The 22,935-nt window shown below is 64.6% G+C and carries 21 protein-coding genes; 13 read left to right on the top strand and 8 right to left on the bottom strand.

Annotated features, from left to right (window positions below):
• Positions 1–11: 11 nt before the first annotated feature.
• Positions 12–395, bottom strand: a complete 384-nt coding sequence (locus IR187_RS10650; protein WP_194954588.1) for a hypothetical protein — start codon at positions 393–395, stop codon at positions 12–14.
• Positions 392–790 (bottom strand): DUF3703 domain-containing protein, encoded by a 399-nt coding sequence (locus IR187_RS10645; protein WP_194954587.1) that lies wholly within the window; start codon positions 788–790, stop codon positions 392–394. Before IR187_RS10645 ends, IR187_RS10650 begins: the two co-directional genes overlap by 4 nt.
• Before the next feature lie 271 nt (positions 791–1,061).
• Between IR187_RS10645 and IR187_RS10640 the strand changes: the two genes are divergently transcribed.
• The 7 genes from IR187_RS10640 (at position 1,062) to IR187_RS10610 (ending at position 10,238) form a co-directional block, all read left to right on the top strand.
• A complete protein-coding gene (locus IR187_RS10640; RefSeq protein WP_194954586.1) occupies positions 1,062–1,610 on the top strand; it encodes a hypothetical protein in 549 nt (182 codons plus the stop codon).
• Between the two features lie 110 nt (positions 1,611–1,720).
• Complete coding sequence (locus tag IR187_RS10635; RefSeq protein ID WP_228765787.1) at positions 1,721–2,953, top strand: TolC family protein; 1,233 nt, start codon at positions 1,721–1,723, stop codon at positions 2,951–2,953.
• The gene (locus IR187_RS10630) at positions 2,950–4,197 is read left to right on the top strand and encodes an efflux RND transporter periplasmic adaptor subunit (protein WP_105999373.1); all 1,248 of its coding nucleotides are present in this window, start codon (positions 2,950–2,952) and stop codon (positions 4,195–4,197) included. The genes IR187_RS10635 and IR187_RS10630 overlap by 4 nt, the downstream gene beginning before the upstream one ends.
• Positions 4,187–7,393, top strand: a complete 3,207-nt coding sequence (locus IR187_RS10625) for a CusA/CzcA family heavy metal efflux RND transporter (RefSeq protein WP_324187682.1) — start codon at positions 4,187–4,189, stop codon at positions 7,391–7,393. Before IR187_RS10630 ends, IR187_RS10625 begins: the two co-directional genes overlap by 11 nt.
• Positions 7,394–7,458: 65 nt before the next feature.
• Positions 7,459–8,181 carry a HupE/UreJ family protein gene (locus IR187_RS10620; RefSeq protein ID WP_194954584.1) on the top strand — a complete coding sequence of 241 codons (723 nt, stop codon included), beginning with the start codon at positions 7,459–7,461 and terminating at the stop codon, positions 8,179–8,181.
• Positions 8,182–8,198: 17 nt separating this feature from the next.
• Complete coding sequence (locus IR187_RS10615; protein WP_194954583.1) at positions 8,199–8,813, top strand: transmembrane anchor protein; 615 nt, start codon at positions 8,199–8,201, stop codon at positions 8,811–8,813.
• A 90-nt stretch (positions 8,814–8,903) separates the two neighbouring features.
• Positions 8,904–10,238 carry an MFS transporter gene (locus tag IR187_RS10610; protein ID WP_194954582.1) on the top strand — a complete coding sequence of 445 codons (1,335 nt, stop codon included), beginning with the start codon at positions 8,904–8,906 and terminating at the stop codon, positions 10,236–10,238.
• A 107-nt stretch (positions 10,239–10,345) separates the two neighbouring features.
• Here the strand turns inward: IR187_RS10610 and IR187_RS10605 are convergent, their stop codons facing one another.
• Genes IR187_RS10605 through gntA form a run of 3 tightly spaced genes read right to left on the bottom strand, consistent with a single transcriptional unit; the run spans position 10,346 to position 12,445 of the window.
• The gene (locus IR187_RS10605; RefSeq protein WP_228765785.1) at positions 10,346–11,239 is read right to left on the bottom strand and encodes an ATP-grasp fold amidoligase family protein; all 894 of its coding nucleotides are present in this window, start codon (positions 11,237–11,239) and stop codon (positions 10,346–10,348) included.
• Entirely contained in the window at positions 11,199–11,786 is a 588-nt protein-coding gene (locus IR187_RS10600; RefSeq protein WP_194954581.1) for a DUF1989 domain-containing protein, read from the bottom strand. Before IR187_RS10600 ends, IR187_RS10605 begins: the two co-directional genes overlap by 41 nt.
• Positions 11,786–12,445, bottom strand: coding sequence for a guanitoxin biosynthesis heme-dependent pre-guanitoxin N-hydroxylase GntA (gene gntA, locus IR187_RS10595; RefSeq protein WP_194954580.1), 660 nt, complete (start codon positions 12,443–12,445; stop codon positions 11,786–11,788). Before gntA ends, IR187_RS10600 begins: the two co-directional genes overlap by 1 nt.
• Here gntA and IR187_RS16815 point away from each other — a divergent pair.
• A complete protein-coding gene (locus IR187_RS16815; protein ID WP_228765783.1) occupies positions 12,438–13,916 on the top strand; it encodes a TIGR02391 family protein in 1,479 nt (492 codons plus the stop codon). The genes gntA and IR187_RS16815 overlap by 8 nt on opposite strands.
• A 6-nt stretch (positions 13,917–13,922) precedes the next feature.
• On the opposite strand, the gene IR187_RS10585 is transcribed toward IR187_RS16815, so the two are convergent.
• Together IR187_RS10585 and IR187_RS10580 are read right to left on the bottom strand one after the other, a co-directional pair.
• Positions 13,923–14,852 (bottom strand): HEPN domain-containing protein, encoded by a 930-nt coding sequence (locus tag IR187_RS10585; protein WP_105999313.1) that lies wholly within the window; start codon positions 14,850–14,852, stop codon positions 13,923–13,925.
• Between the two features lie 76 nt (positions 14,853–14,928).
• Positions 14,929–15,252, bottom strand: a complete 324-nt coding sequence (locus IR187_RS10580; protein ID WP_105999312.1) for a DUF736 domain-containing protein — start codon at positions 15,250–15,252, stop codon at positions 14,929–14,931.
• Positions 15,253–15,506: 254 nt separating this feature from the next.
• On the opposite strand from IR187_RS10580, the gene IR187_RS10575 reads away from it, so the two are divergent.
• On the top strand, positions 15,507–16,232 hold the full coding sequence (locus IR187_RS10575) for a thermonuclease family protein (RefSeq protein ID WP_228765781.1): 726 nt from the start codon (positions 15,507–15,509) through the stop codon (positions 16,230–16,232).
• Positions 16,233–16,247: 15 nt separating this feature from the next.
• On the opposite strand, the gene IR187_RS10570 is transcribed toward IR187_RS10575, so the two are convergent.
• Positions 16,248–17,162 carry an Abi family protein gene (locus tag IR187_RS10570; protein ID WP_194954579.1) on the bottom strand — a complete coding sequence of 305 codons (915 nt, stop codon included), beginning with the start codon at positions 17,160–17,162 and terminating at the stop codon, positions 16,248–16,250.
• 494 nt (positions 17,163–17,656) lie between these two features.
• On the opposite strand from IR187_RS10570, the gene IR187_RS10565 reads away from it, so the two are divergent.
• From IR187_RS10565 to IR187_RS10550, 4 genes are all read left to right on the top strand, one after another.
• Entirely contained in the window at positions 17,657–18,238 is a 582-nt protein-coding gene (locus tag IR187_RS10565; protein ID WP_105999310.1) for an RNA polymerase sigma factor, read from the top strand.
• Positions 18,235–19,194, top strand: a complete 960-nt coding sequence (locus IR187_RS10560; protein WP_105999309.1) for a FecR family protein — start codon at positions 18,235–18,237, stop codon at positions 19,192–19,194. The genes IR187_RS10565 and IR187_RS10560 overlap by 4 nt, the downstream gene beginning before the upstream one ends.
• 63 nt (positions 19,195–19,257) lie before the next feature.
• A complete protein-coding gene (locus IR187_RS10555; RefSeq protein ID WP_105999308.1) occupies positions 19,258–22,194 on the top strand; it encodes a TonB-dependent receptor in 2,937 nt (978 codons plus the stop codon).
• Positions 22,188–22,919, top strand: a complete 732-nt coding sequence (locus tag IR187_RS10550; protein ID WP_194954578.1) for a hypothetical protein — start codon at positions 22,188–22,190, stop codon at positions 22,917–22,919. Before IR187_RS10555 ends, IR187_RS10550 begins: the two co-directional genes overlap by 7 nt.
• Positions 22,920–22,935 lie beyond the last annotated feature (16 nt).

Below are 22,935 nucleotides of genomic sequence, written 5' to 3'. Positions count from 1 at the left end.
CGAAGCAGAGATCAGGCGGCGGGAGGTTCGGTGGGGGGAGCGGTCGCGCGCGAAGCGAGTGCCGAAGCGGTGCCAGCGAGATGTACGTCACGCGTCGACAACCAGCCGTCGGCCGCGTCCGATGCGTCGACGGCCAAGCCTGTGGGGCAATGATGGTGATGCACCAGTTCCGTGCCGCTGCCCGTCGGGCTGTTGTCGTCGGGGGCCGCGTCGTCAGCGACCTCCGCAAACACATGCTGATGCGCGTCGACGCCAATCGGCGCAGCGTCATAGGCCATGACCGGTGTGTCCGGGCAAGCCAAAAGCGCCACTATGAGCAAAAGGAACTGGATCGCGCGATTTCGCATCAACCGCCGGTTAGCAGCCGGACGAGACGCAGGCAAGCCGAGGATCATGGCGCATCCTGGCGCACATAAGTCCGCAAATCGTCCGGCACTGGCATTGGCGCGAAGGCGCTGACGCGGGCGCGACCGGTGTTGCCGGTCGGGAGGCGGCCGGTCAGCGCGCCGAGTGGAACGAGAGCGATGCGCAGCAGCTTACCCGACATTTCCCGCATATCGCGGCGCGAAAAAGCGAATGCGAGCATCGTAATATGCGATCCCATGTGCAGCCATAACCTGGGCTGAGCGACGATATGGGCGCGCTCGAGGTGCCGCCATGCCGCAGCGAAGTCGCCGATTGCCCGCGCTGTTCGATATTCCCTCAGTTCGAGAAAATAAGCGGTGCGCACGGGGTCTTCGGCTTTGCTTGATGCCTTTGCGATCTTAGCGGGGTGGGGGTCGTTTGCCATGCGCGTTCCTCTCGAATAACCTCGAGTCGGAACGCGACCTACACCCTGTAGTTACTACAGGGTCAAGCACCTAATCGAGGACAGCGCTGATCTTGAGGTCATTCGCAACAGCTTGGAACGGATTATTGCGCTGACCCAATGGCGCCCGCCGCCGATATTGGGCGGCGCAGATTGGTTCGAAAGGCGTATGCCGGTCACGAGACGCTGAGCGAGTTCCCCATCATGGGACTCCGTGTTCGGCCGGTTCTCACCTCAGTCTGAGGGATCTGAATTGGCGTCACCGGCCCTGCGCCACGTCCCGACCACCCGCAGCCTCCACTCAGAGATTGATTTCGATCCTGTCGAGGCGGGTAGCTGCAGCTTGTCAACGGAAGGGATCGCAACTACACGCGTGGATGTGCCAACTTCGCCCGCCCGTGCAATTGACCGCCTGATCGCGATGCTCTGCGTGGCGCTGATGATGTTCTATGCGGCGACAATGCCCGCCAAGGCAGCCGGCCAGATCCAGCATGCGCCGGCCCTCATGGTGGTGCACGATCATCAAGGGGCAGATAGTTTCGCGATCGACGCTGTGCACGACGACCATGCGGCGCCTCATGACGATTCGCACGATACCGGTGATCAGCCCGACGACGATCTGGATGGCAGTCACCATCATCATGGCGATAGCGGGCCGAACCTGCTCATTCCCAATATCGCAACTGCAACCTCCCTTGCGCCTTCGGGCTCGCTGCTTGGCGGGCGGATCGAGCGGCCGATTGCCGGCCTGCGAGCTCTCGGACCCGAGCGCCCTCCCAGAACCATCTCGCTGACCGTCTGAGTTCCCGCGCCGCCTGAGGCGTGGGATGTTTCCACGCCTTTCAGCGAGGCCGTTATCTCATGTTATTCCATAATCGCGCGCGCTTTGGCGCGCATGCCGCCCGTAGAGTCTTGCTCTGCGGGAGCGCCCTGCTGGCCGCCTTCGCGCTGCCGGTCCAGGCGCAGAACCTAAGTCTCGATGAAGCGCTGTCGCGGGTTGCCGCCAGCGATCCTGCGGTCGCCGCCAACGCCGCAAGGCTCGAAGCGGCCGATGCCGCCATATTGCAGGCCGACGTCCGACCGCGGGATGTGGTCGGGATCGACTTCGAGGACTTCGCGGGCACCGGTCCCTATTCGCCGTTGAGCCAGTCCCAGACAACCGGCTGGTACGAGCGGACGTGGGAACGTGGCGGCAAGCGCGAAGCGCGGATCGGCGCCGCGCGCGCCGATGTCGCGATCGTCGGGCAGCAGAACCGCGTTCGCCTGCTCGATCGCCTCGCGCGCGTTCAAGCGGCGTGGGTCGAAGCGCTCGCCGCAGAAGCGGCGATCCCCGTCGCCGAAGCAAGGCTTACGGACCTGAAGCGCGTCGAACTCGACGTCGTCCGCCGGGTGACCGGCGCGCTCGATCCCTGGTTCGCTGCCGAACGTGCCCGCACCAATGTTGCGCAAGCCGAGATCGCGCTCGAACAGGCACGCGAGACAGCGCGAAACGCGCGAGCAAGCCTCGCCGCCTGGTGGGGCGGCTCCGGCGACTATCAGATCGACGCCGCTGTGTTCCAGGCGCTCGATCCGTCGGTGCCCGCTGCGGGCGACTCCGCCGATGTTGCGGTCCTCGCGGCCGAGATCACGGCGGCGGAGGCAAAGGTGAAGCTCGCCGAGACCGGCAATGTCGCCGATCCGAGCGCCCGTGTCGGCCTTCGCCATTTCGGGCAAGGCAATGATCTGGCGGTGATGGTCGGCGGCTCGATTCCGCTCGGCAGCAAGGCCGCCAATCGCGGCAATGTCGAACGCGCGCGCGCCGAACAGCGCGCACTCGAAGCCGAGGTTGCGGTCACGCGCGTCGAAATCGGCCGCGAGATCGACCGGCTGGTCGCCGACCGCCGGCTGATCGCCTCCGAAATCAAGCGTATCGACGAGGAGGTGCTTCCCAGCGCCAGTCGCGCCGTGCGCCTGATCAGCGACGGGCTGGCGCGCGGGGGCACCGCCTTCACCTTCCTCGAGTTCAGCCAGGCCCAGATCGCCGCGCATGACGCACGCTCGCGCCGCGTCGAACTCTTGCGACGCTTCCACCTGATGGGCGTGCGCCTCGACCGCCTGACCGGCCGCCACGCGGCCCTCATCCCGACCATGGAGAATGCTCGATGAGCAGAAAACATCTTATGTGGGCATTCCCACTTCTCACCGCCGCGCTTCTCGTTTCGTGCAGCGACGGTCCTCCGACGAAAGAAGGCGGCGAAGCCGCTGCCAAGGCCGGCGAATATGAGCGCGGCCCGCATCGCGGGCGGATGCTGCGCGACGGCGATTTCGCGCTTGAGGTCACCATCTTCGAGGATGGCGTCGACCCCGAGTTCCGCGTCTATGCCTTCCGGAACGACAAGCCGGTCAAGCCATCGGAGGTCAAGCTGACGATGGAGCTTGGCCGCCTCGGCGGCAAGATCGACCGATTCAGCTTCACGCCGCAGGAGGATTTCCTGCGCGGCAGCGGGGTGGTCACCGAACCGCACAGCTTCGATGTTCGCGTCGCAGCATCGGAAGGCGGGCGCAATCGCAAATGGTCCTATGCCTCCTATGAAGGGCGCACCACGATTACGGCCGAGGCCGCCAAAGCCGGCGGGGTCAAGGTCGAGGCGGCGGGCGGCGCGACCGTCAGCGACTTGATCGACATGGGCGGGCGGATCGAGATCACTCCCGAAGGCAAGGCCGACGTCCGCGCCCGCCTTCCCGGCCTGATCATGTCGCTGAATGGCAAGCTCGGCCAGCAGGTGCGGCGCGGCCAGGTGCTCGCACGGGTGGAATCGAGCCACTCGCTCCAGACCTACAGCGTCACCGCACCGATCAGCGGCACGATCGTCGAGAAGAATGTCAATGTCGGCGACACAACCGGCGACCGCGCGCTGTTCGTCATCGCCGATCCGACCAAGCTCCACGCCGAGTTCTTTGTCTATCCGCGCGACGCCGAACGCGTGCGCGTGGGTCAGCCGGTGAACCTGCGCAGCCTGTCGGGCGAAGCGCGCTTCGCGGGGGTCGTCGAGGCGATCCTGCCGACCGCCGACATCAGCAGCCAGACGTTGATGGCGCATGTCCATTTGCCACCCGCCGCCTCGCGCACATTCCGTCCCGGCATGGGCGTTGAGGGCAGCTTTGCGGTCGCGCAGGCCGACGTGCCGCTCGCGGTGCGAACCAAGGCGATCCAGCGCTTCCGCGACTTCGAGGTCGTCTTCGCCAAGGTCGGCAACACCTATGAGGTGCGGATGCTAGAGATCGGGCGGCGCACGCCCGAATGGACCGAAGTGCTCGGCGGGCTCGCGCCCGGCGAAGTCTACGTCGTCGACGGCGCCTTCCTGATCCGCGCCGACATCGAGAAATCGGGAGCCAGCCATGACCACTGACACCAGCCCCCCGCCGGGCAAGGTTCATTTGCTCGAACGGATGATCGCGGGCGCGATCCGCTTTCGCTGGGCGGTCCTCACCACTGTTCTCCTGCTCTGCGCGATCGGCGTCTGGAGCTTCCAGCGCCTGCCGATCGACGCCACCCCCGACATCACCAACGTCCAGGTCCAGATCAACAGCGAGGCGCCGGGCTTCTCGCCGCTCGAAGCCGAGCAGCGCGTGACCTTTCCCGTCGAGACCGCGATCGCCGGCCTGCCAGGGCTGCAATATACGCGCTCGGTCTCGCGCTATGGCCTGAGCCAGGTCACCGCGGTGTTCGAGGACGGCACGAGTATCTATTTCGCACGCCAGCTGATCAACGAACGGCTGCAATCGGCGCGCGAACAGCTCCCGCCCGGGGTCGCCCCAGAAATGGGACCAATCGCGACCGGCCTCGGCGAAATCTTCATGTACACGCTCGAAGCCGATCCCGGTGCGAAGAAGCCCGATGGCAGCGCTTATACGCCCGAAGATCTGCGCACGCTGCAGGACTGGGTGATCCGCCCGCAGCTTCGCAACACGCCGGGGGTGACCGAGGTCAACAGCATCGGCGGCTATGAACGCCAATATCATGTCACCCCGGTCCCGGCGCGGCTGTCGGCCTATGGGCTGACGCTCGACGATGTGGTTCGCGCGCTGAAAGCCAACAACGACAATAGCGGCGCGGGTTATGTCGAACGCTATGGCGAGCAATATCTGGTCCGCACCCCGGGCCAGGCGTCGGGGATCGACGATCTGAAGGCGATCATTGTCAGCAACCGGAATGGCATCCCGATCCGTATTGCCGACGTCGCCGACATCGACCTTGGCGAGGAGCTGCGCACCGGCGCCGCGACCGAGAATGGCAAGGAGGTGGTGCTCGGCACCGTCTTCATGCTCGCGGGCGAAAACAGCCGCATCGTCGCGCGCGCCGCGGCCGAACGGCTCGAAGTCGCGGCGCGGGCGCTGCCCGCCGGGGTCAAGGCGGTGCCGATCTACGACCGCACCGATCTGGTCGAACGCGCGGTGTGGACGGTGGAGAAGAATTTGCTCGAAGGCGCCTTGCTCGTCATCGTCATCCTCTTCCTGCTGCTCGGCAATGTCCGCGCGGCGTTGATCACCGCGGCGGTCATCCCGATCACGATGCTGATGACGATCACCGGCATGGTGCGTGGCGGCATCTCGGGAAATCTCATGAGCCTCGGCGCGCTCGATTTCGGACTGATCGTCGATGGCGCGGTGATCATTGTGGAGAATTGCCTCCGCCGCTTCGGCGAAGCGCAACACAAAGTCGGGCGGCTGCTCGATCGCGGCGAGCGGTTCGCGCTCGCCGCCTCGGCGACGTCGGAGGTCATCCGTCCGTCGCTGTTCGGCATGCTGATCATCGCGCTCGTCTATGTACCGATCTTCGCGCTCACCGGGGTCGAGGGCAAGATGTTCCATCCGATGGCGATCACCGTCGTGATGGCGCTGACCGCGGCGCTGATCCTGTCGCTGACCTTCGTGCCGGCAGCCATCGCGCTGTTCGTCACCGGCAAGGTCGAGGAGAAGGAAAGCCGGCTGATGCTCTGGGCGCGCAAGGCTTATGCGCCCGCGCTCGACAGCGCCTTGAAGCTGCGCACCGCGTTCGTCGCGGGCGCGGTGGTGCTTGTCGCAATCGCGGGGTTCGCCGCGACGCGCATGGGGTCGGAGTTCGTCCCCAATCTCGACGAAGGCGATATCGCGATGCACGCGCTGCGCATTCCGGGCACCAGTCTCAGCCAGGCGATTTCGATGCAGACGACGCTCGAAGCGCGGATCAAGCAGTTCCCCGAGGTCGACCGGGTGGTAGCGAAGATCGGCACCGCCGAAATCGCGACCGATCCGATGCCGCCCTCGGTCGCCGACACCTTCATCATCATGAAGGACCGCAAGGACTGGCCCGATCCGAGAAAACCGAAGACCGAGCTCGTCCGCGAGATGCAGGCAGCCGTGGCCCTCATCCCGGGGAACAATTACGAGTTCACCCAGCCGATCCAGATGCGCTTCAACGAGCTTCTCTCGGGGGTTCGCGCCGATGTCGCGATCAAAGTCTTCGGCGACGATCTCGACACGCTGCGCGAGGTCGGCGACGCGATCGAGACTGTGGCTTCGGGAATCGAGGGCGCGCAGGATGTCGGCGTCGAGCAAGTCACCGGCCTGCCGGTGCTGCAAATCACCCCCGACCGGGCGGCGCTCGCGCGCTTCGGGCTCAACGTCGGCGACGTCCAGAATGTCGTCGCGGTGTCGATCGGTGGCGTCGAGGCCGGGCAGATCTTCGAGGGCGACCGGCGCTTCCCGATCATCGTGCGCCTGCCCGAAGCGACGCGCGAGCGGGTCGACGAGCTCGGCCGGCTGCGCATCCCCTTGCCGGGTCCAGACAGCGAGATGCGCGGGTTCGTGCCGCTCGCCGACGTGGCGAAGGTCGAGGTGGTGATCGGTCCGAACCAGATCAGCCGCGAGGATGGCAAGCGCCGCGTCGTGGTGACCGCCAATGTCCGCGGCCGCGATCTCGGCTCCTTCATTGAGGAGCTGAGAACCAAGGTCGATGCCGAGGTCGAGGTGCCAGCGGGCTATTGGATCAGCTATGGCGGGACATTCGAGCAGTTGATCTCGGCGGCGAAGCGGCTCCAGCTTGTGGTGCCCGCGGCGCTGCTGCTGATCTTCGGCCTGCTCTATGCGCTGTTCCGCTCGGCGAAGGATGCCGGAATCGTCTTCTCGGGGGTGCCGCTGGCACTTACCGGGGGCGTCGCGGCGCTGCTGGTGCGCGGCATGCCGTTGTCGATCTCGGCGGGCGTCGGGTTTATCGCGCTCTCCGGGGTCGCGGTGCTCAACGGCGTCGTCATGCTGAGCTTCATCCGGCAGCTTCGCGAAGGGGGGAGCGGACTCGATGTGGCGATCCGCGAGGGTGCGCTGACGCGTCTCCGCCCGGTGCTGATGACCGCGCTGGTGGCGAGCCTCGGCTTCGTGCCGATGGCGTTCAACGTCGGCGCGGGGGCGGAGGTCCAGCGTCCGCTCGCGACGGTGGTGATCGGCGGGATCGTCTCCTCGACGATCCTCACCTTGCTCATCCTGCCGGCGCTCTACCGCATGGTACATGGCCGGCGCGCCAAGGACCAGAACTCCCAGCCCCCAGCGGCCGAACCTTTACCGGCTTGACCGCTCGCCCCGCGTGCCAACCGGCGCGCGGGGCACCCATTTTCCGACATTTCAGGAGTATTATGATGTCTATCCGATCCATCGCTCCGCCGGGCGGCATCCTGCGCTGCGCGCTGCTCGCGGCGAGCCTTCTTCTTCTCTGCTTCGCGATCGGCGCAGAAGCTTGGGCGCACAATGTCGCCGAGGGCGACAAGGGCTATATCCAGGAAAGCAGCGGCATCCTGTTCTGGCCGTTCGTCTATCTGGGCGCGAAGCATATGGTCACTGGCTACGACCATCTGCTCTTCCTCTTCGGCGTCATCTTCTTCCTCTACCGGATGAAGGACATAGGGCTGTATGTGACATTGTTCGCGGTCGGCCATTCGACGACGATGCTGTTCGGCGTGCTCACCGGCATCAGCGCCAACGCCTATGTCATCGACGCGATCATCGGCCTGTCGGTCGTCTACAAGGCGCTCGACAATCTCGGCGCCTATCAGCGCTGGTTCGGCGTCCAGCCCAACACCAAGGCCGCGACCTTGATCTTCGGCTTCTTCCACGGCTTCGGCCTCGCGACGAAAATCCTCGAGTTCGAGATCGCGAACGAAGGCCTGATCCCCAACCTGCTCGCCTTCAACATCGGGGTCGAGATCGGGCAATTGCTCGCGCTCGGCACGATCCTCATCCTGATGGGATTTTGGCGCCGCACCCCGAGCTTCATGCGCCATGCCTTCGCCGTCAACACCATCCTCATGACCGCGGGCTTCGTGCTCGTCGGCTACCAGCTCGCCGGCCTCGCGGCCGCTTAATCGAAGGAAACCACATCATGTTCAATTCACAGCGCCCCCGCCCCGAAGACCTGCCGACCAGCAGCCAGCTGATCCGCGCGACCGCGCTCGCCGCCGTTGCCGCGGGCGCCATCCTCGTCGCCGTCGTGCTGCCCAGCGAATATGCGATCGATCCGACCGGGATCGGCGGCGCGCTTGGCCTCACCGAAATGGGCGAGGTCAAGCTGCAGCTCGCCAAGGAGGCCGCGGCCGACGCGGCCACCGGAAGTGCTTCGGCCGCTCCGGCTGCCCAGGTGGCATCTCCGACAGCAACCGCCGCCAAGGCGGACGCGCCGCAACGCTCGGAAACGATGAAGCTTACCCTGGCGCCAGGACAGGGTGCCGAGATCAAGGCGACGATGGCGAAGGGCGCACGCCTCAACTTCAACTGGTCGGTCGAGGGCGGGCGCGTCAATTTCGACACGCACGCCGACGCACCGGGCATCGCGTACCACGGCTATGGCAAGGGCAAGGATACGACCGGCGAGAGCGGCGAACTTGTCGCCGCCTTCGACGGCAAGCACGGCTGGTTCTGGCGCAATCGCTCGAGCGCACCGGTGACGATTACGCTGCGCACCGACGGCGCCTATAGCGACATCCGCCGCGTTGTCTGACAAGGCAGCAATGATTTGATGGACTCCGGCCCGGTCGCCGACCGGGTCGGAGACGATGCCCCTCTAATCGCCGACAGCGGAGTTCCACCTATGCTCGCCGTTCTTGCCAACCGGACCTACCGCCACCTGTTCCTCGCGCAGATCATCGCGCTCGTCGGCACGGGCCTCGCCACGGTTGCGCTTGGGCTCCTCGCCTTTGAGATCGCCGGCGCCGATGCAGGCGCGGTGCTCGGGACCGCGATGGCGATCAAGATGGTCGCTTATATCGGCGTTGCGCCGGTCGTCGGAGCCTATGCTTCGCGCCTGCCGCGAAAACCCTTCCTCATCGCAATGGATGTGGTGCGCGGCCTCGTCGCGCTGTTCCTGCCCTTCGTCGACCAGGTGTGGCAAATCTATCTCCTGATCTTCATCCTCCAGTCGGCGTCGGCCGGGTTCACGCCAACCTTCCAGGCGACGATCCCCGACGTGCTGCCCGACGAGAAGGATTATACGCGCGCCCTGTCGCTCTCGCGTCTGGCCTATGACATGGAAAGCCTCGTCAGCCCTATCCTCGCCGCCGCGCTGCTTGGCGTCATCAGTTTCCACTGGCTCTTCTCGGGCACCGCGATCGGCTTCGCCTGTTCGGCGCTGCTCGTGCTGTCGGTCACGCTGCCGCGCACCGCGGCCAAGGCGCCGGACGGCGGCATCTATGACAAGACGACGCAAGGCACCCGCCAATATCTGAGGACCCCGCGGCTTCGCGGCCTGCTGGCGGTTACGCTTGCCGCGGCGGCCGCCAGTGCGATGGTCATCGTCAACACGCCGGTGCTCGTGCGCGGCCTTCTCGGGCTGGGACAGAGCGAGGTGGCGATCACGCTTGCAGCCTTCGGCGGCGGCTCGATGCTCGCGGCGCTGCTGTTGCCGCGCCTGCTCGATCGGGTCGCCGACCGCGCCGTGATGATTGCGGCAGCCGTGGCCATGACCGTCGTCCTCGCCGTGCTGGCAGCATCATGGTCGATGCACGAGGCGCCGGGCTATTGGAGCTTCCTGCTGCTGGGCTGGTTTGCGCTCGGCGTCAGCTATTCCGCCAGCATCACGCCGGGCGGGCGTCTGCTCCGCCGCTCGTCGGATGCCGGGGGGCGCCCGGCCCTGTTTGCGGCCCAATTCGCCCTCAGCCATGTCTGCTGGCTTGTCGCTTATCCGCTGGCCGGTCAGGTTGGCGCCCGCGCCGGCATGGGCACGGCTCTCGCCGCAAGCGCGGTGCTGGCGCTCATGGGAACGCTCATCGCCCTGCGTGTCTGGCCGCGCAAGGACCCGGATATCGTCACGCATCGTCATGACGATTTGCCGCCCGACCATCCGCATCTTCGCGAGGGCCATGCCAAGGGCGAAGCTGATCACCCCTTCGTCATCGACGCGTTCCACCCCCATTGGCCCGATAGATAGACGCTTGCAGACAAGCGGCTCAAGGCCGCGATCGGAATTGGACCGCTTTCTGACCATCTGCATTTGGTCAGTCATCCCGAAAGGAGGCATTCGAACGCAGGTCGGGCTCAAGGTATCGCGGCCAGCCAGAGGGCACCCAGATCAAAATCGATCGAGTCTGCCGCAAATGGATCAAAGCCCGATCCGGGATATAGGCAGAATTCGCCAAAATAAGGCCGCCCGTCGACCTCGTAGAAATCGACGCGCAGGAAGGCGGTGCCTCGAGCCAGCACTTCGGCCGCATCAAGCATCGCGTCGAGAGATGCAGGCGCAACGGGGTGGTCTTCGCACCGCACCAAAGGACGCCATCCCCGATCATGTAAAATCCAGCGGTGTCTGCCTGCGCGATCGAGATGCACCTGTACGTGGGTCGCTTCGCCTCCGAAAACATAAATCTTATAGTCGATCGGAAGCGGCAGGCGCCCGCCGAGCAGGGGCTCGGCGATCAAACCGCGCGGGACATCGCGATAGGCCCATTCATCGAGCCATATTCCGTAAGGCGCTCGTTGCCATCGCCCAGCCAGTCGTTGGAGCCGACGCCAGTCGCGCGCGCTTGGCGGGTCGCAAAGCACCGCATATTGATTGCAACCGTGGCGCGCCTTGAGGATGGCGGGCACGGCGAACGGAATCTCGGCGGGCAACTGCGTTCCCTGCCACAACGTCGGAATGATCCACTCCGGCCCGAGTGCCGTTCCGGCAAGACGCTTGGCCGCGATCTTGTCCATCAATTGCGTCTGCATGGCTGAGCGATCGTACAGCTTGCGCAATTGGACCAGCTCGGTGAAGCGTGTGGGGGTATCGAGATCGAGCAAACGCTGATGGCGCCAGGCATAGCTCACCGCGACGCGCCAACGCGCCAGAGCTGAACCGACGCCCCCTATTATGGAGGTCGCATCCGGTCCGATCGGTAAGGCGGTCAGTTCATTCGACGGCATAATGGATCGGCTTAAAACTTCCGCCATTCGATGCGTAGGCGGAACAGGCGGTGAGCCCGACGATGCAATCGATCTTTGCCTTCAGCCGGATGAAGTCGCCTGCCCTGCTGCGCGGCGCCAGCACCGAAAGCCCACCGGTGGCCGCATCGACCGGCACGTTCATGAAGAGATTGAAGGCGACGGGGATGGCGTCCGGTCCGATCCCGAACGGTGCGAGCGCTTCAGCGAGATTGCCGAAGCAACCCCGATGCACCGGTTTGTCGGGATAGAAATGGCGGAACGTAGCTTCGCTGCACGGGGTCAGCAGGAAGTCGTGGGTGCCGACGCTATCGGCTTCGATCTCGAACAGGATCCGCGAACGGTTCGACCAAAGGCGATGGCCCTGCGTCAGCCGGATCGTCTCTTCATAATCGAACGTGCGGCCGTTCGACAGCGCTTCGCGCGGATCGTCCTGCGCAAAGGCGACCATGTCGGATACCTGTTCCCCTTGCGGGTCCCAGACGGTCAAACTCTCGCCGACGCTTATGGTGAAAGCGACGCCGCTGCGCGGAGCGATCTCGAGCCGTGCGGACATCAGCGGCGCGGGTCGTGAAAGGGACAGTTCCAGTCCGCATCGACCCGCCGGCCGCTATATTGCTTCGCCTCGCTGGCTTCGCCATGGCGCGCCAGCATCGGGTTGACGTCGCCGGCAAGCGCTACGTCGCGCTCAATTATGATCTCGCGCATTCGCTCATAGCGTCCTTCGGCGCGAAGCCGCGCGAACTGATCGTGGAGATTGAAAACCAGCGCCGGGCTGGAGAAGCGGCGCGCGGGGCGCGAGGCGTGCGGGTGCAGGCCGATCACGAAAAAAGCCTCGCCGCCAAAGCTCAGCGAAAAATGCGGATCATCGGGATCGGCGCTGACCGCCGCGTCATAGGGTTGCCCGAGCCAGGCATCCTTATCGGCGAACGACTGGATCCGTTCCCACATCGCGACCTCAAAGACCCGTTCGGACAAGTCGAGCGGCCCCTCGAACAGAATGATCAGGCTTCGCAGTCCGTCTGGCTCGGCTCGATAGTCCCGGGCCCACGCAAGCAAGGCACTATGGATTTCGAGATCGTTCCACGCACTGGTGAGGTCGCGCGCTTCGACAATGCGGAGATTGCCTTGCGCAGCCGCCGATTTGGCGCCGACACAGGGGAAGCTCGCCTCGTGGATGCAGGACAGGAATTCAGCTACGCTCGCGTTGGACATCGGCTCTCCCTCGCTTGTCGAAGGGCTGACGGGTGCGATCTCTGTAGTCGAGGCAGCGCAAACCTTACCGGAGGCGCAGCGGCGGGCTCGGGAATTGCGGGCAGATCTGGAAGGGCGGGGTGTCCATGCGGACGTTTTGAAATTCTGCCGGGCCGAACTGCTCGCCGACGATTATTTTCACGCCGTGCAGGAAGCGGTTAAAAGTGTCGCCGACAAGATGCGTTCACGCACTGGGCTGACCGACGATGGTGCGTCACTGGTTGATCGGGCACTTGGAGGTGAACCGCCCCTGCTCGCAATAAATGCGCGGACGACCGGTAGCCAGCGTAGTGAACAGAGCGGATTTGCAAATCTCGTGCGCGGAGCCTTTGGCATGTTCCGTAATCCTACTCGCATCGGAGAAGAGCTGACCAAATTGCTCGCTATCCCAGGAGCAGAGGATCGAGCACGCCGACTTATGAATGCTGATCGCAGTCAGCCGGATGGCGGGCTTTTTGAACTGCTCGTTGCGCTCGCATATTATCGCGATGGCTGGGAAACTGCATTCGCGCCCGAGCGTCCCGGGGTCGCAAAAACCCATGATCTCAATGTGCGCAAAGGAAGAAGCAGGTGGGCGGTCGAGTGTAAGCGTATGGACCGCTCGAGCTATGAAGCGCGCGAGCGTGTCCGAGGCGAAGAACTCGCGCGACCCGTACATCGCCTCGCGCTTGCCGCCGGACGCTCGATTTACATGCAGATCGCCTTCGATGCCGAACTCGACGCTATCCCGGACGATTATCTCGCGTTGCATGCGTCCGCCTATTTGGGCGCCGCCGGCGCAAATTATTGGAGCGATGAGCATGGAATTGGCACGATCCGAGAAATCGACTGGACGCTAGCCCGCGAGGTCCTCGCGGAAGACGATGTATATTATGGTTCAAGCCGGATGGTCGAACTGCTCATCGGCCGTTACGATCATGATTTTGCGCATTCGATGTCCGGCAAGTGGCTGCCGAGCCGCACGCGCCCCTTCTGGGCAAGTGCAGTCTACCAGGCGAGCGTTGTCGGGTGGCGCAATCAATCAGCTACGGCGATTCGCAAGAAAGCGAAGCATTTCCGTGCGACAGTCGCGAAAGCGACAGCACAATTGCCAACCGATCAGCCGGGAGTTGTCCATGTTGGCGTGGAAACGTGGGCCGGCAGCCTCGCCGATGGCGTTCGACATCTTCTCAACAAGCTGGAGATGATGGATTTTGACCCGGGTATGTCGCGCTTGCGATGGGTTTACGGCGAATATTTCGCGCCCGAGGTATCAACTCGCTCTGATGAAAGTTGGGCCATTGAGGAGACGTCCGCATCCTATCGCGTGGGCAGCCATCGCACGCGTGAACCTCTGCCGTATCACATGCTGCTCACGCCTGAAGCGAAGACCAACCACGGCGTCCATTGGGATCCGGCAAACCAATACCCGCTTAAACGTCCGCGGACATAGGTTCTTCTATCCAGCGTCTCGTGCCGTTTCCTCAAGCTGCGTAATGCGCTCGGCACAAATGGTCCCGACAAGTTCCGCCAATACCGACACCCTTGCGCCCAGCCAGGAAAGCTCATCTTCGGAAATGCGATAGTGCTTCGAGTAGCGGGCCTTGATGTAAGCCTCCTTCAGCTTCTCGAACCGAGATCGGTCAGCTTTCACTTCACGGGGCCAAACTTCGATTAACCGTCGATCAATCTTCTCAGCCTGAGTTCGCAAGAAGGCTAAGTTATGGATGTGGGGCGAATAAAATGTGCAGACCAGCAAGGCACAATGATAATATCGCTCCGTCGCTTGGTGCATGAGGAAGGCTGCGAGCTTAGTTTTCCCGCGCTTGATTGCATCGTTTGCGCTGTCGAAGAAGTCCGTCGCAGTGGAAAACCATTCGTCGTAATATTCGCGCGCCATCTCAAGCGCCGCATGTGGCGTCTTCGGCTGCGGCTCGGGCAATTCATCATCGACGGCCTGATAAATCGCGATCCCATCGCGGGCGACGTCCATGAAGAAATAGCGTCCCTGCGACAGCCCGGCATTCACCTCATCGACACTGTGGACGATGAAATTCACCGGCGTGCGCAGTGTCTTCGTGACGGACAGTTCGCGGATCAGCCGATCGTCGAGCTTCGACCAATATTCGACGCGATCGGTCAGCCTGTCATCGTTGACGACAATCAACAGGTCATAATCCGACTGATAGCCCTTCGCGGTATGCGGCTCGTCAACCCATCCGCCGCGCGCATAGCTGCCGTAGAGGATGATCTTCGAAATCCGCCCCTTGCGCTTCCAGTCCTGGGTCGCGAGCGCCAGCGCATCCTCGAATTCTTCGAAGACGATCTGGACGATCCGTTCGAGTTCGCGCTGTTTGTGCGGGGGGAGATGATCGAGACTGCTGCGCATTGCGGACACCCTAACAAGGTGGCGACACCCTTGCACGCCGAGATTGAACCAGCCGCGAGGATGCCGCCGACCGCGGTCAATCTGCCGGATTCCACAGCAGCGCATAGACGTCGGGATTGTCCTGCCCGGCCGCCCGGCCAAGATTGGCATAGATGCGCCGCGGCCCGAACTCAGGCGCTTCGAGGGTCAGCGAGACATAGAGTTTGCCCGACGCCTCGCTGCGACGGAGCCACCCCGCGCCGCATTCGACGCCGCCCGACCAGACGCGATAATCGGGCTGCACCTCGCCGTTCTTGCTCGGGTTGGGGCGGATTTCGATGGGGACGCGGATCGAGATCGTCGCGAGCTGACCCACAAAGCCCTTTTCGTTCGTTCCGCTGACAAGACCGATTGCGGCCATGATATTGCTCCTGCGAAGCCCGGGGCCATCCCCGGGGCACCGGCGGCCAGGGAATGGCGTCAGGCCCGCGCACGCACCCGAAGGGCCGGAGCGACAGCGGAGGACGGCGCCGCACCGGCTTTTTGCGCGCGAAGCGCCCGCGAGGAGGCCGCCTGCGGCCGGGGAAAAAGGCGACGCGGCGCCGTTGCGCGCGCGGGCGCGCCATCCACCTCGCCGGATCTGCACCGGCTGGCTCCGTGCGAGCCGGAATGGAGATGAACAGCAAGGATTTGCTCACCGGATCACGCTATGGGTCGGGCATGAGACCGACGATCACCGCCGCCTTCCTTCTCTTGGCCCTCCCTGCCTCGGCGCAGCAGGTCAGCGGCCCGGCCCGCGCTGCCGACGGAGATTCGCTCGACCTCAGCGGAATATCGGTGCGGCTCTTCGGCGTCGATGCGCCCGAGTTGGCGCAGAGCTGCGAACGCGGCGGCGCCTCCTGGGCTTGCGGGAAACAGGCGGCGTCGAAGCTCGCGAGCCTCGTCCCTGGAACGTCGGTCATGTGCGAGCAGAAGGATATCGACGATTATGGCCGGATCGTCGCCACATGCCGCGCGGGTTCGATCGATCTCGGCGGTGCGATGGTCGACGCGGGCCTTGCCGTCGCCCTGCCCCATTTCAGCGACCGCTATGTCGCTGCCGAGGCACGCGCCCGCGCCGCCGGTCTCGGCGTGTGGACCGGCAAGTTCCAGATGCCAGCGGACTATCGCGCCGCGCATCCGAGGCCGGGGCAGCGGACACCGGGCCTTTCGCGCGATGCGGCGCGAGCGCGTGCGCCGGACCGCGCGCCATCTCCCGCTCCTTCGGGCGTCTATTTCCGCAATTGTAAGGAGGCCTGGGCAGCGGGCGCTGCCCCGCTGCGGCGAGGCCAGCCCGGTTACCGGTCCGAAATGGACGGCGATGGCGACGGCATTGCGTGCGAGCCCTATCGCGGCCGCTAGCACGTCACCTCCTTTTCAGGGCAACCACAAGGGGCGCTGCTGCCAATTCGCCGGGAACCCCATCGATCCAAAGTCCCCTTCGGGTTGGGTCGCGAGATGCGCTGCGATGTCGGCGATCCAGGTCGAGCCCGGCGCCACGGTGCGGACGACATGTCCGATCATGCAAATCGCATTATAGATCTTGGCCGGAGCCTGTGTCGCATTCTGATCGATCGTAGCCTGTAGCGATTTCGGTTTCTGCGCGAGTTTCGGCGGCGCGAGGAAGCCGCGGTTCCAGAGCCGGCCGTGGTGCGCGCAGATGTTCCGGATATCGGTCACATGGCGGACAAGCGGCACGAGAACCGTTTCGGGGAGGCCGAGCGGCACCGCGATGCGGTTGCGGAGCGCCCGGTCGGCGAGGCTCGAATACCAGCGTGAAAGATGGCCGAACGACATCATTTCGGCGACCATCCAGACCGGCGGCAACGCCGGCACATCGTAGTTTTGACGGTAATGTTTGATGTAGGTCTCGTTCGAGCGCCCGACTTCGCCGGCAAGTTTCGAGAGGCGGAGATGATAGTCCTTGCGATCGCTGTAGAGACTGGCGTCGAGATAGCTGTGGCCATCACCGAGTTCCGCGAGATGATAGGCCCAGCTTCCCCGTAGCGCGACCTCGACATGTTCGGTTCCGCGCATCAGCAGGCGCCGGAGCAGGCGATCGAAATCATAAAGGGCGGTGACGCGTTCGAAAGTCGTGCCGGGGAAAAAGCGCGGCCCCTGATGGCCTTTGGGATGTTCGAAATAGAGCCAATAAGCGCTGAGACGATAATAGCTCACATGGCGAAGCCAGGCCTCGGCGGCAGGCTCGTCGGCAATTTCCATTCCGTTCGCACGAAGATGGGCGATTTGCTGCGCGTAGGTGAGGGTGGGCTTGTTATAGGATCGTGACATGAAGCCTGTTCATGCGTCAGCGGAGCCCAAAATAAAAGACCCGCCCAGTGTGCATGTCCTTGCGAACAGAGGCCGGGCGGGTGCGATTGATGCCCACATAGGGTACGGGTGCGAACAAATCAATAACAAGCGTTGCAGCGCAACACGAAATAGGACCGGCCGAGCAGGCCGGCAAAGACAAGGATCGTCGTGGCAAATCGAGGTCGAGGCGTCAAATCGAGGTCCTCAGCCAAAAAGACTCATTCTGGACCCAATTGCGTGGCGCGGGCTTGCCCTGACGTTACGTCCGGCTATGCTGGCCGGGCACCGGGCCAGAAGGCGCGCGGTGCCGGAACGTAAGAATTCTGCTCGGGCCTTTATGATATTCCCATCCGTTGCCGGGTGGCCGACGCGTATGTCCAAGCCTTCGGGCTAAAGGCGGCGGCGCATATTTTTCCGAGTATGTTCTTACCTCCCGGCATCCCGTTTTCCGGTCCGACCGGTAGGCGACGGACATGGATTTCGAGGACGAACAGAAGCGCGCGCAGGCCTTGAGCGGCAGCGACCCGATGCCGCCGTCCGACTGGACGGGCTTTGGCCAGACCGCCAGCATGGAAGCGATCTACACTGCGCATCAGCCTGCGCTGACGCGCTTTCTGCGCCGCCGCGCGCCGAAGCAAGATCTCGGCGATCTCGTCCAGGAATGCTTCCGCCGCCTTGCCATGGCGAAGGGCGGGAAGCTGGCCCTGATCGAAAAGCCCGGAGCCTATCTCGTCAGCACCGCACGCAACCTGCTCACCGATCGCGCGCGCGCCGATACTGCGCGCCTGACATCGCAGCACCATAGCTTCGAGGATGAGGATATCGCCGGCCCCGACCCCCATGCAGCGCTCGAAGCGCGCGACACGATGCGGCGCGTCGGCGAGGCGATTGAGAAATTAAAGCCCCAAACTGGTTCTATATTCGTGATGCATCGGTTCGATGGCCTAAGCTATGAGGAAATCGCGACAGCGAAAGGAATCAGCGTGAAGGGCGTCGAATGGCATATCGCACAGGCGATGATCGCAATCCGCAAGGCGCGGGCCGACATTAAGTGAGCGACCGCGACACGGAGGCCGCGCATTGGTTTGCGCGGATGCGCACGCCCGGCGCCGAGGCGGACCGGGCAGAGTTCGATGCCTGGCATGCCGATCCCGAAAATGCCGAGGCTTATGCGAACGCCAAAGAGGATTGGCTCATCACTGGCGGCGTGGCGGAAGAACATCTCGCCGCGCACCGCCAAGTGCCGTCAAAGGCGACACCCCCGTCCCGCGCGCACTGGGCGCTCGCCGCCGCGCTGGTCCTCGCAATATCGCTCGCCTTTGCCTGGGTGCTGCTCGGCAATGGCGGCGCCGAGCCGATCGTCGCTGACAATGCGACCGGCGAGCTCGTGCTCGAGGACGGCACCCGCGTCGCGCTGACGGACGGCGCCCGCGTCGAGGCGGAGTTCACGTCGGGCGAACGGCGCGTTCACCTTGTCGGCGGCCGTGCCCGGTTCACCGTCGCCCATGACAGCGCGCGGCCGTTCCGTGTTGAAGCCGCGGGAAGTGAAACCACCGCCCTCGGGACGATCTTCGAGATCGATCTGACGGGGCGGCGGCCAGTCGTCCATCTTGTCGAGGGCTCGGTCGAGGTGCGCGCCACTGCGAAGCCCGAAGCCCCGCTCCGCCTCCGTCCCGGCCAGCGCGCGGCGATCGAGAAGGACGCGCCCATGCTCATCGAGACCAAGCCGGCCGGCGAGGCCGTCATCATGACCAATCCCGTCGGTAAAGCCGGCGGGCCGCAACTTCTCGTCGCCGACGGCCTGCCGCTCGGTGCCGTGATCGAGCGCGCCAATCGCGTGAGCGGCAAGAAGATCGGGCTCGCCGACACGGCCATCGCCGGGCGGCTGGTCAGCGGACGCTTCGATGTTTCGGAGGCGCGATCACTCGCACGCCAGCTCGCGGCCGCGCTCGACCTCGATGTGAAAGAGCAAGCGGGCAGCTATGTCCTGATGCCGAAAATAGCCCACTAGGAGTTTTCCGACCCGATCCGTCTTGCCCCCTCAGACGGCCATGCAGGCCGCTGGGAGGATGGGATGAACAAGAATTTGCTGGCCGCTTTTCTGGCCACGGGATGCGCGGTCGGTGCGCTTTGTCCGGTCGCCGCGCATGCGCAGACCGAGCAGCGCGACTATGACATCGCGGCGCAGCCGCTCGGGGACGCGCTGCGAGAATATTCGGACGTGTCGGGGCGACAGATCATTTTCGCGACCGACCTGGTCAAGGGGCGGCGTTCGACATCGGTGCGCGGACGAATGTCGTCGGATCGTGCCTTATCGCGACTACTGACAGGATCTGGTCTTCAGCCGGAACTCGTCGATGGCGCGCTCGTGCTTCGGGTGGGAAACGCCCCTGTACCAGCGAGCGACGGCTCGACTGAAGCGTCCGAAGACAGCGCCATCATTGTCACGGGTACACGGATCCGGGGAGCCGGCCCGACCGGATCGCCGGTCCTCACGCTCGACCGCAGCGAGATCGAGAAGAGCGGCACGGGATCGGTCCAACAGTTGCTGCAGGCGCTGCCGCAATCGTTCGGCGGCGGTCCGAATGAAACGACGCTCGGCGCCACGACACGCAACGGCTCGGGAACCGACGGCACCTTCGCGTCGAGCATCAACCTTCGTGGCCTCGGACCATCGTCAACGCTGGTCTTGATCGACGGCGCCCGCCCGGCGCTCGGCGGCCTCGGCGGCGTGTTCGCCGATTTATCGCTGATCCCCTTGAGTGCGATCGAACGGATCGAAGTCCTTACCGACGGTGCCTCCGCCATCTACGGGGCGGATGCCGTCGCGGGTGTCGTGAACATCCGACTTCGCAACAGCTTCAAAGGGGCTGAGACAAGCGTCCGGATCGGCACCGCGGACGGGGACATGGGCGAACGGCAATTCGGGCAGATCTTCGGGACGCGCTGGGACGGCGGTCATGTGACCCTCGCCTACCAGTTCAGCGAACGCGACGCACTTGCCGCGGCGGACCGGCGCTTCGCTACCGAAGATCTTCGGCCGTTCGGCGGGCCCGACTATCGCTCGCTCTTCGCGGCTCCCGGGACGATCACGGCCGCCAACGGCCAGACGTTCGCCATTCCACCGGGGCAGGACGGCACCGCGCTGACGCCTGCGGACCTGATCGCAGGCACGCGCAATCCGGGCGACCGGCGCGCGGCGAGCGATCTGTTGCCGCGCCAGCGCGTTCACAGCCTCTATCTCGCCGGCGAGCTTGATCTGACCAGCAGCCTCACCCTCCGCACCAGCATCCTCGCGGCGCAGCGCGACTATCGCAAGGTCGCGCTCAACCAATATCTGAGCGCCGCGCGGGTGCCGGTCACCAACCCCTATTACGTCGACCCGATCGGAACCAACCAGCCGGTCACCGTCAATTACAATTTCGCCAACGATCTCGGAGCGCCGATCGACGCCGGGCGCGTGCGCGGTATCAGCGCTGCGGCCGGGCTTGAGCAGGCGCTCGGGCGCTGGCGGGTGCAACTCGGCGGCGCCTATGGCCGGCAGAAAAGTCGGTCGGACAGCATCAACATTCCGAACCGGACGCGACTGACTGCTGCGCTGACCGAGACCAACCCGGCGACCGCGTTCAACATCTTCGGCGATGGCACCGCGAACAATCCCGCCACGATCGCGGCGATCCGAGGCAGCATTGGCTCGCGCGACGATTTTGAAAGCTGGTCGGCGGCGCTTCGCGCCGACGGACCGCTGCTGCGGCTGCCGGGCGGCGATGTCAGGCTGGCGCTCGGCGCCGAATATCGTCGCGAACGCTATTTCAATCTGACAATCAACGATCTGAGCCGTGCGGCGCCGAGCATGACGCCGCTGACCGGCTTGCCAGGACCCCGCCATGTCCGCTCGGCCTATGCGGAACTGTTCGTGCCGCTGTTCGGCCAAGACAATGCAGTCCCCGGATTCCACCGGCTCGACCTTTCGATTGCCGGCCGCGTCGAAGACTATAGCGATGTCGGCCGCACGACCAATCCGAAGGTCGGTGTCCGCTGGGAGCCGCTTCGGGGATTCGCGCTGCGCGGTAGCTATGGCACCTCGTTCCGCGCCCCGGCTTTCGACGAGCTGATCGGCCCGACGGTCTCGAACTATACGACGTTCCAGCTGCCCGATCCCATGTCGCCGACCGGGACCGCCAATGTCATCGGTTTGTTCGGCTATGGTCCCGGCATCAAGCCCGAGCGCGCGACGACTTGGACCGCGGGTGTCGATATCGCGCCGGCCGCGCTGCCCGGCTTCAAGGCCGCCGTCACTTATTATGACGTCGACTATCGCGATCGCATCGGATCGGTGACCGAGGATTATCTGCGCTTCCTGACGCGGCGCGATCTCTTCGGCGGAATTGTGAACGACAATCCCTCGCCCGAGCTCCTCGCTTATTATTTCGCCTTCCCGACCTTCACCAACCCGCTCGGGCTCGCTCCCGGCGACGTCGATGCGATCGTCGACGGCCAGGTGCGGAACCTGTCGTCGGTGCGGCAGTCCGGGATCGACTTCGACATCGGCTATGCGCCGGGGCTCGCGGGCGGCACGATCGACGTCGGGCTGGCGGGAAGCCATATCTTCCGGATCGACCGGCGGCTCACCCCTGGAACGCCCGCCATTGATGTCGTGGGCACCTTCGCCAACCCTTCCAAATGGCGCCTTCGCGGACGAGCCGGCTGGTCGAAGAATGGCTTCGCGGCGACCGCCTTCGTCAATTATATCGGCGGCTACCTCAACCAGATTCCGACCGTCGCCGCGCGCGTTCCGTCCTGGACGACCGTCGACCTCAGCCTGTCGCAGCGCTTCGGCAGCGACGAGAACGAGCGCGGCCTGCAGCTCGCGATCAGCGCGCTCAACATCTTCGACCGCGACCCGCCATATGTTGAGTCCCGCACCAACAATTCGGCGCTCGCCTATGATCCCGAAAAGGCGAGCCCGGTCGGACGTTCGATCGCGGTGCAGGCGACGATCCGATGGTGAAGAAGCTTGTCTGGGCGGCGTCGCTCCTTGCGGCCGCGTCGCCGGCGCTTGCCCAGACCAGTCCCCGCGAGCTAGTCGAGATGACCGATTTCTCGGGGCTCGCGGCCTCTCCCGACGGGCGCTGGCTGCTTTACCGCCGCGAGCGCCCGTCGACTGTGAGCGGGCGCATCGAGACCGGCTGGTATATCGTGGCGGGCGATGGGACTTCTCCGCCGCGCTTTCTTGGCGATGGCGGTCCAGCGAGCTGGAACGGCACCGGCCTCGTCGAACCGGGCGCGGCCCAATGGGCGCCCGATAGCGAGCGCTTCTATGTCCGGGCGATGATCAGAGGCGCGGCGGGATTGTGGGAAGGCCGCCCCGATGGCGCCTTCGCACCCTATCTGATCGGCGACGCGGATATCGAACGCTTCGCGGTCAGCGCCGCCGGCTCCCTCATCTATGAAACCGGCCCGTCGCGCGCGGCGATCGAACGCGCCGAGGAGGCCGAACGCGACGATGGCATTCTCGTCGACGGGCGCGTTGACCTCGCCCAGACGCTGTTCCGCGGCGCGATAATCGCAGGCCGACCGGCGAGCCAACGGCTCAACGGCGACTGGTTCGACCGCGAAGCTTTGCTCGCCAAGATGCCGCGCCGGGTCCAAGCACGCCTTATCGCAACCGGCGAGGATCGCCTCGCCACCGCCGAAGAGGCTGCGCTGCTGACAGCAGCGCGCCGACCGAACTGACGGCAATCGCATGCGG

Source organism: Sphingopyxis solisilvae, assembly GCF_015475875.1.
GTDB lineage: Bacteria > Pseudomonadota > Alphaproteobacteria > Sphingomonadales > Sphingomonadaceae > Sphingopyxis > Sphingopyxis solisilvae.
Note: the sequence above shows the minus strand (reverse complement) of the source record. Positions and strands in the feature narration are given on the sequence as shown.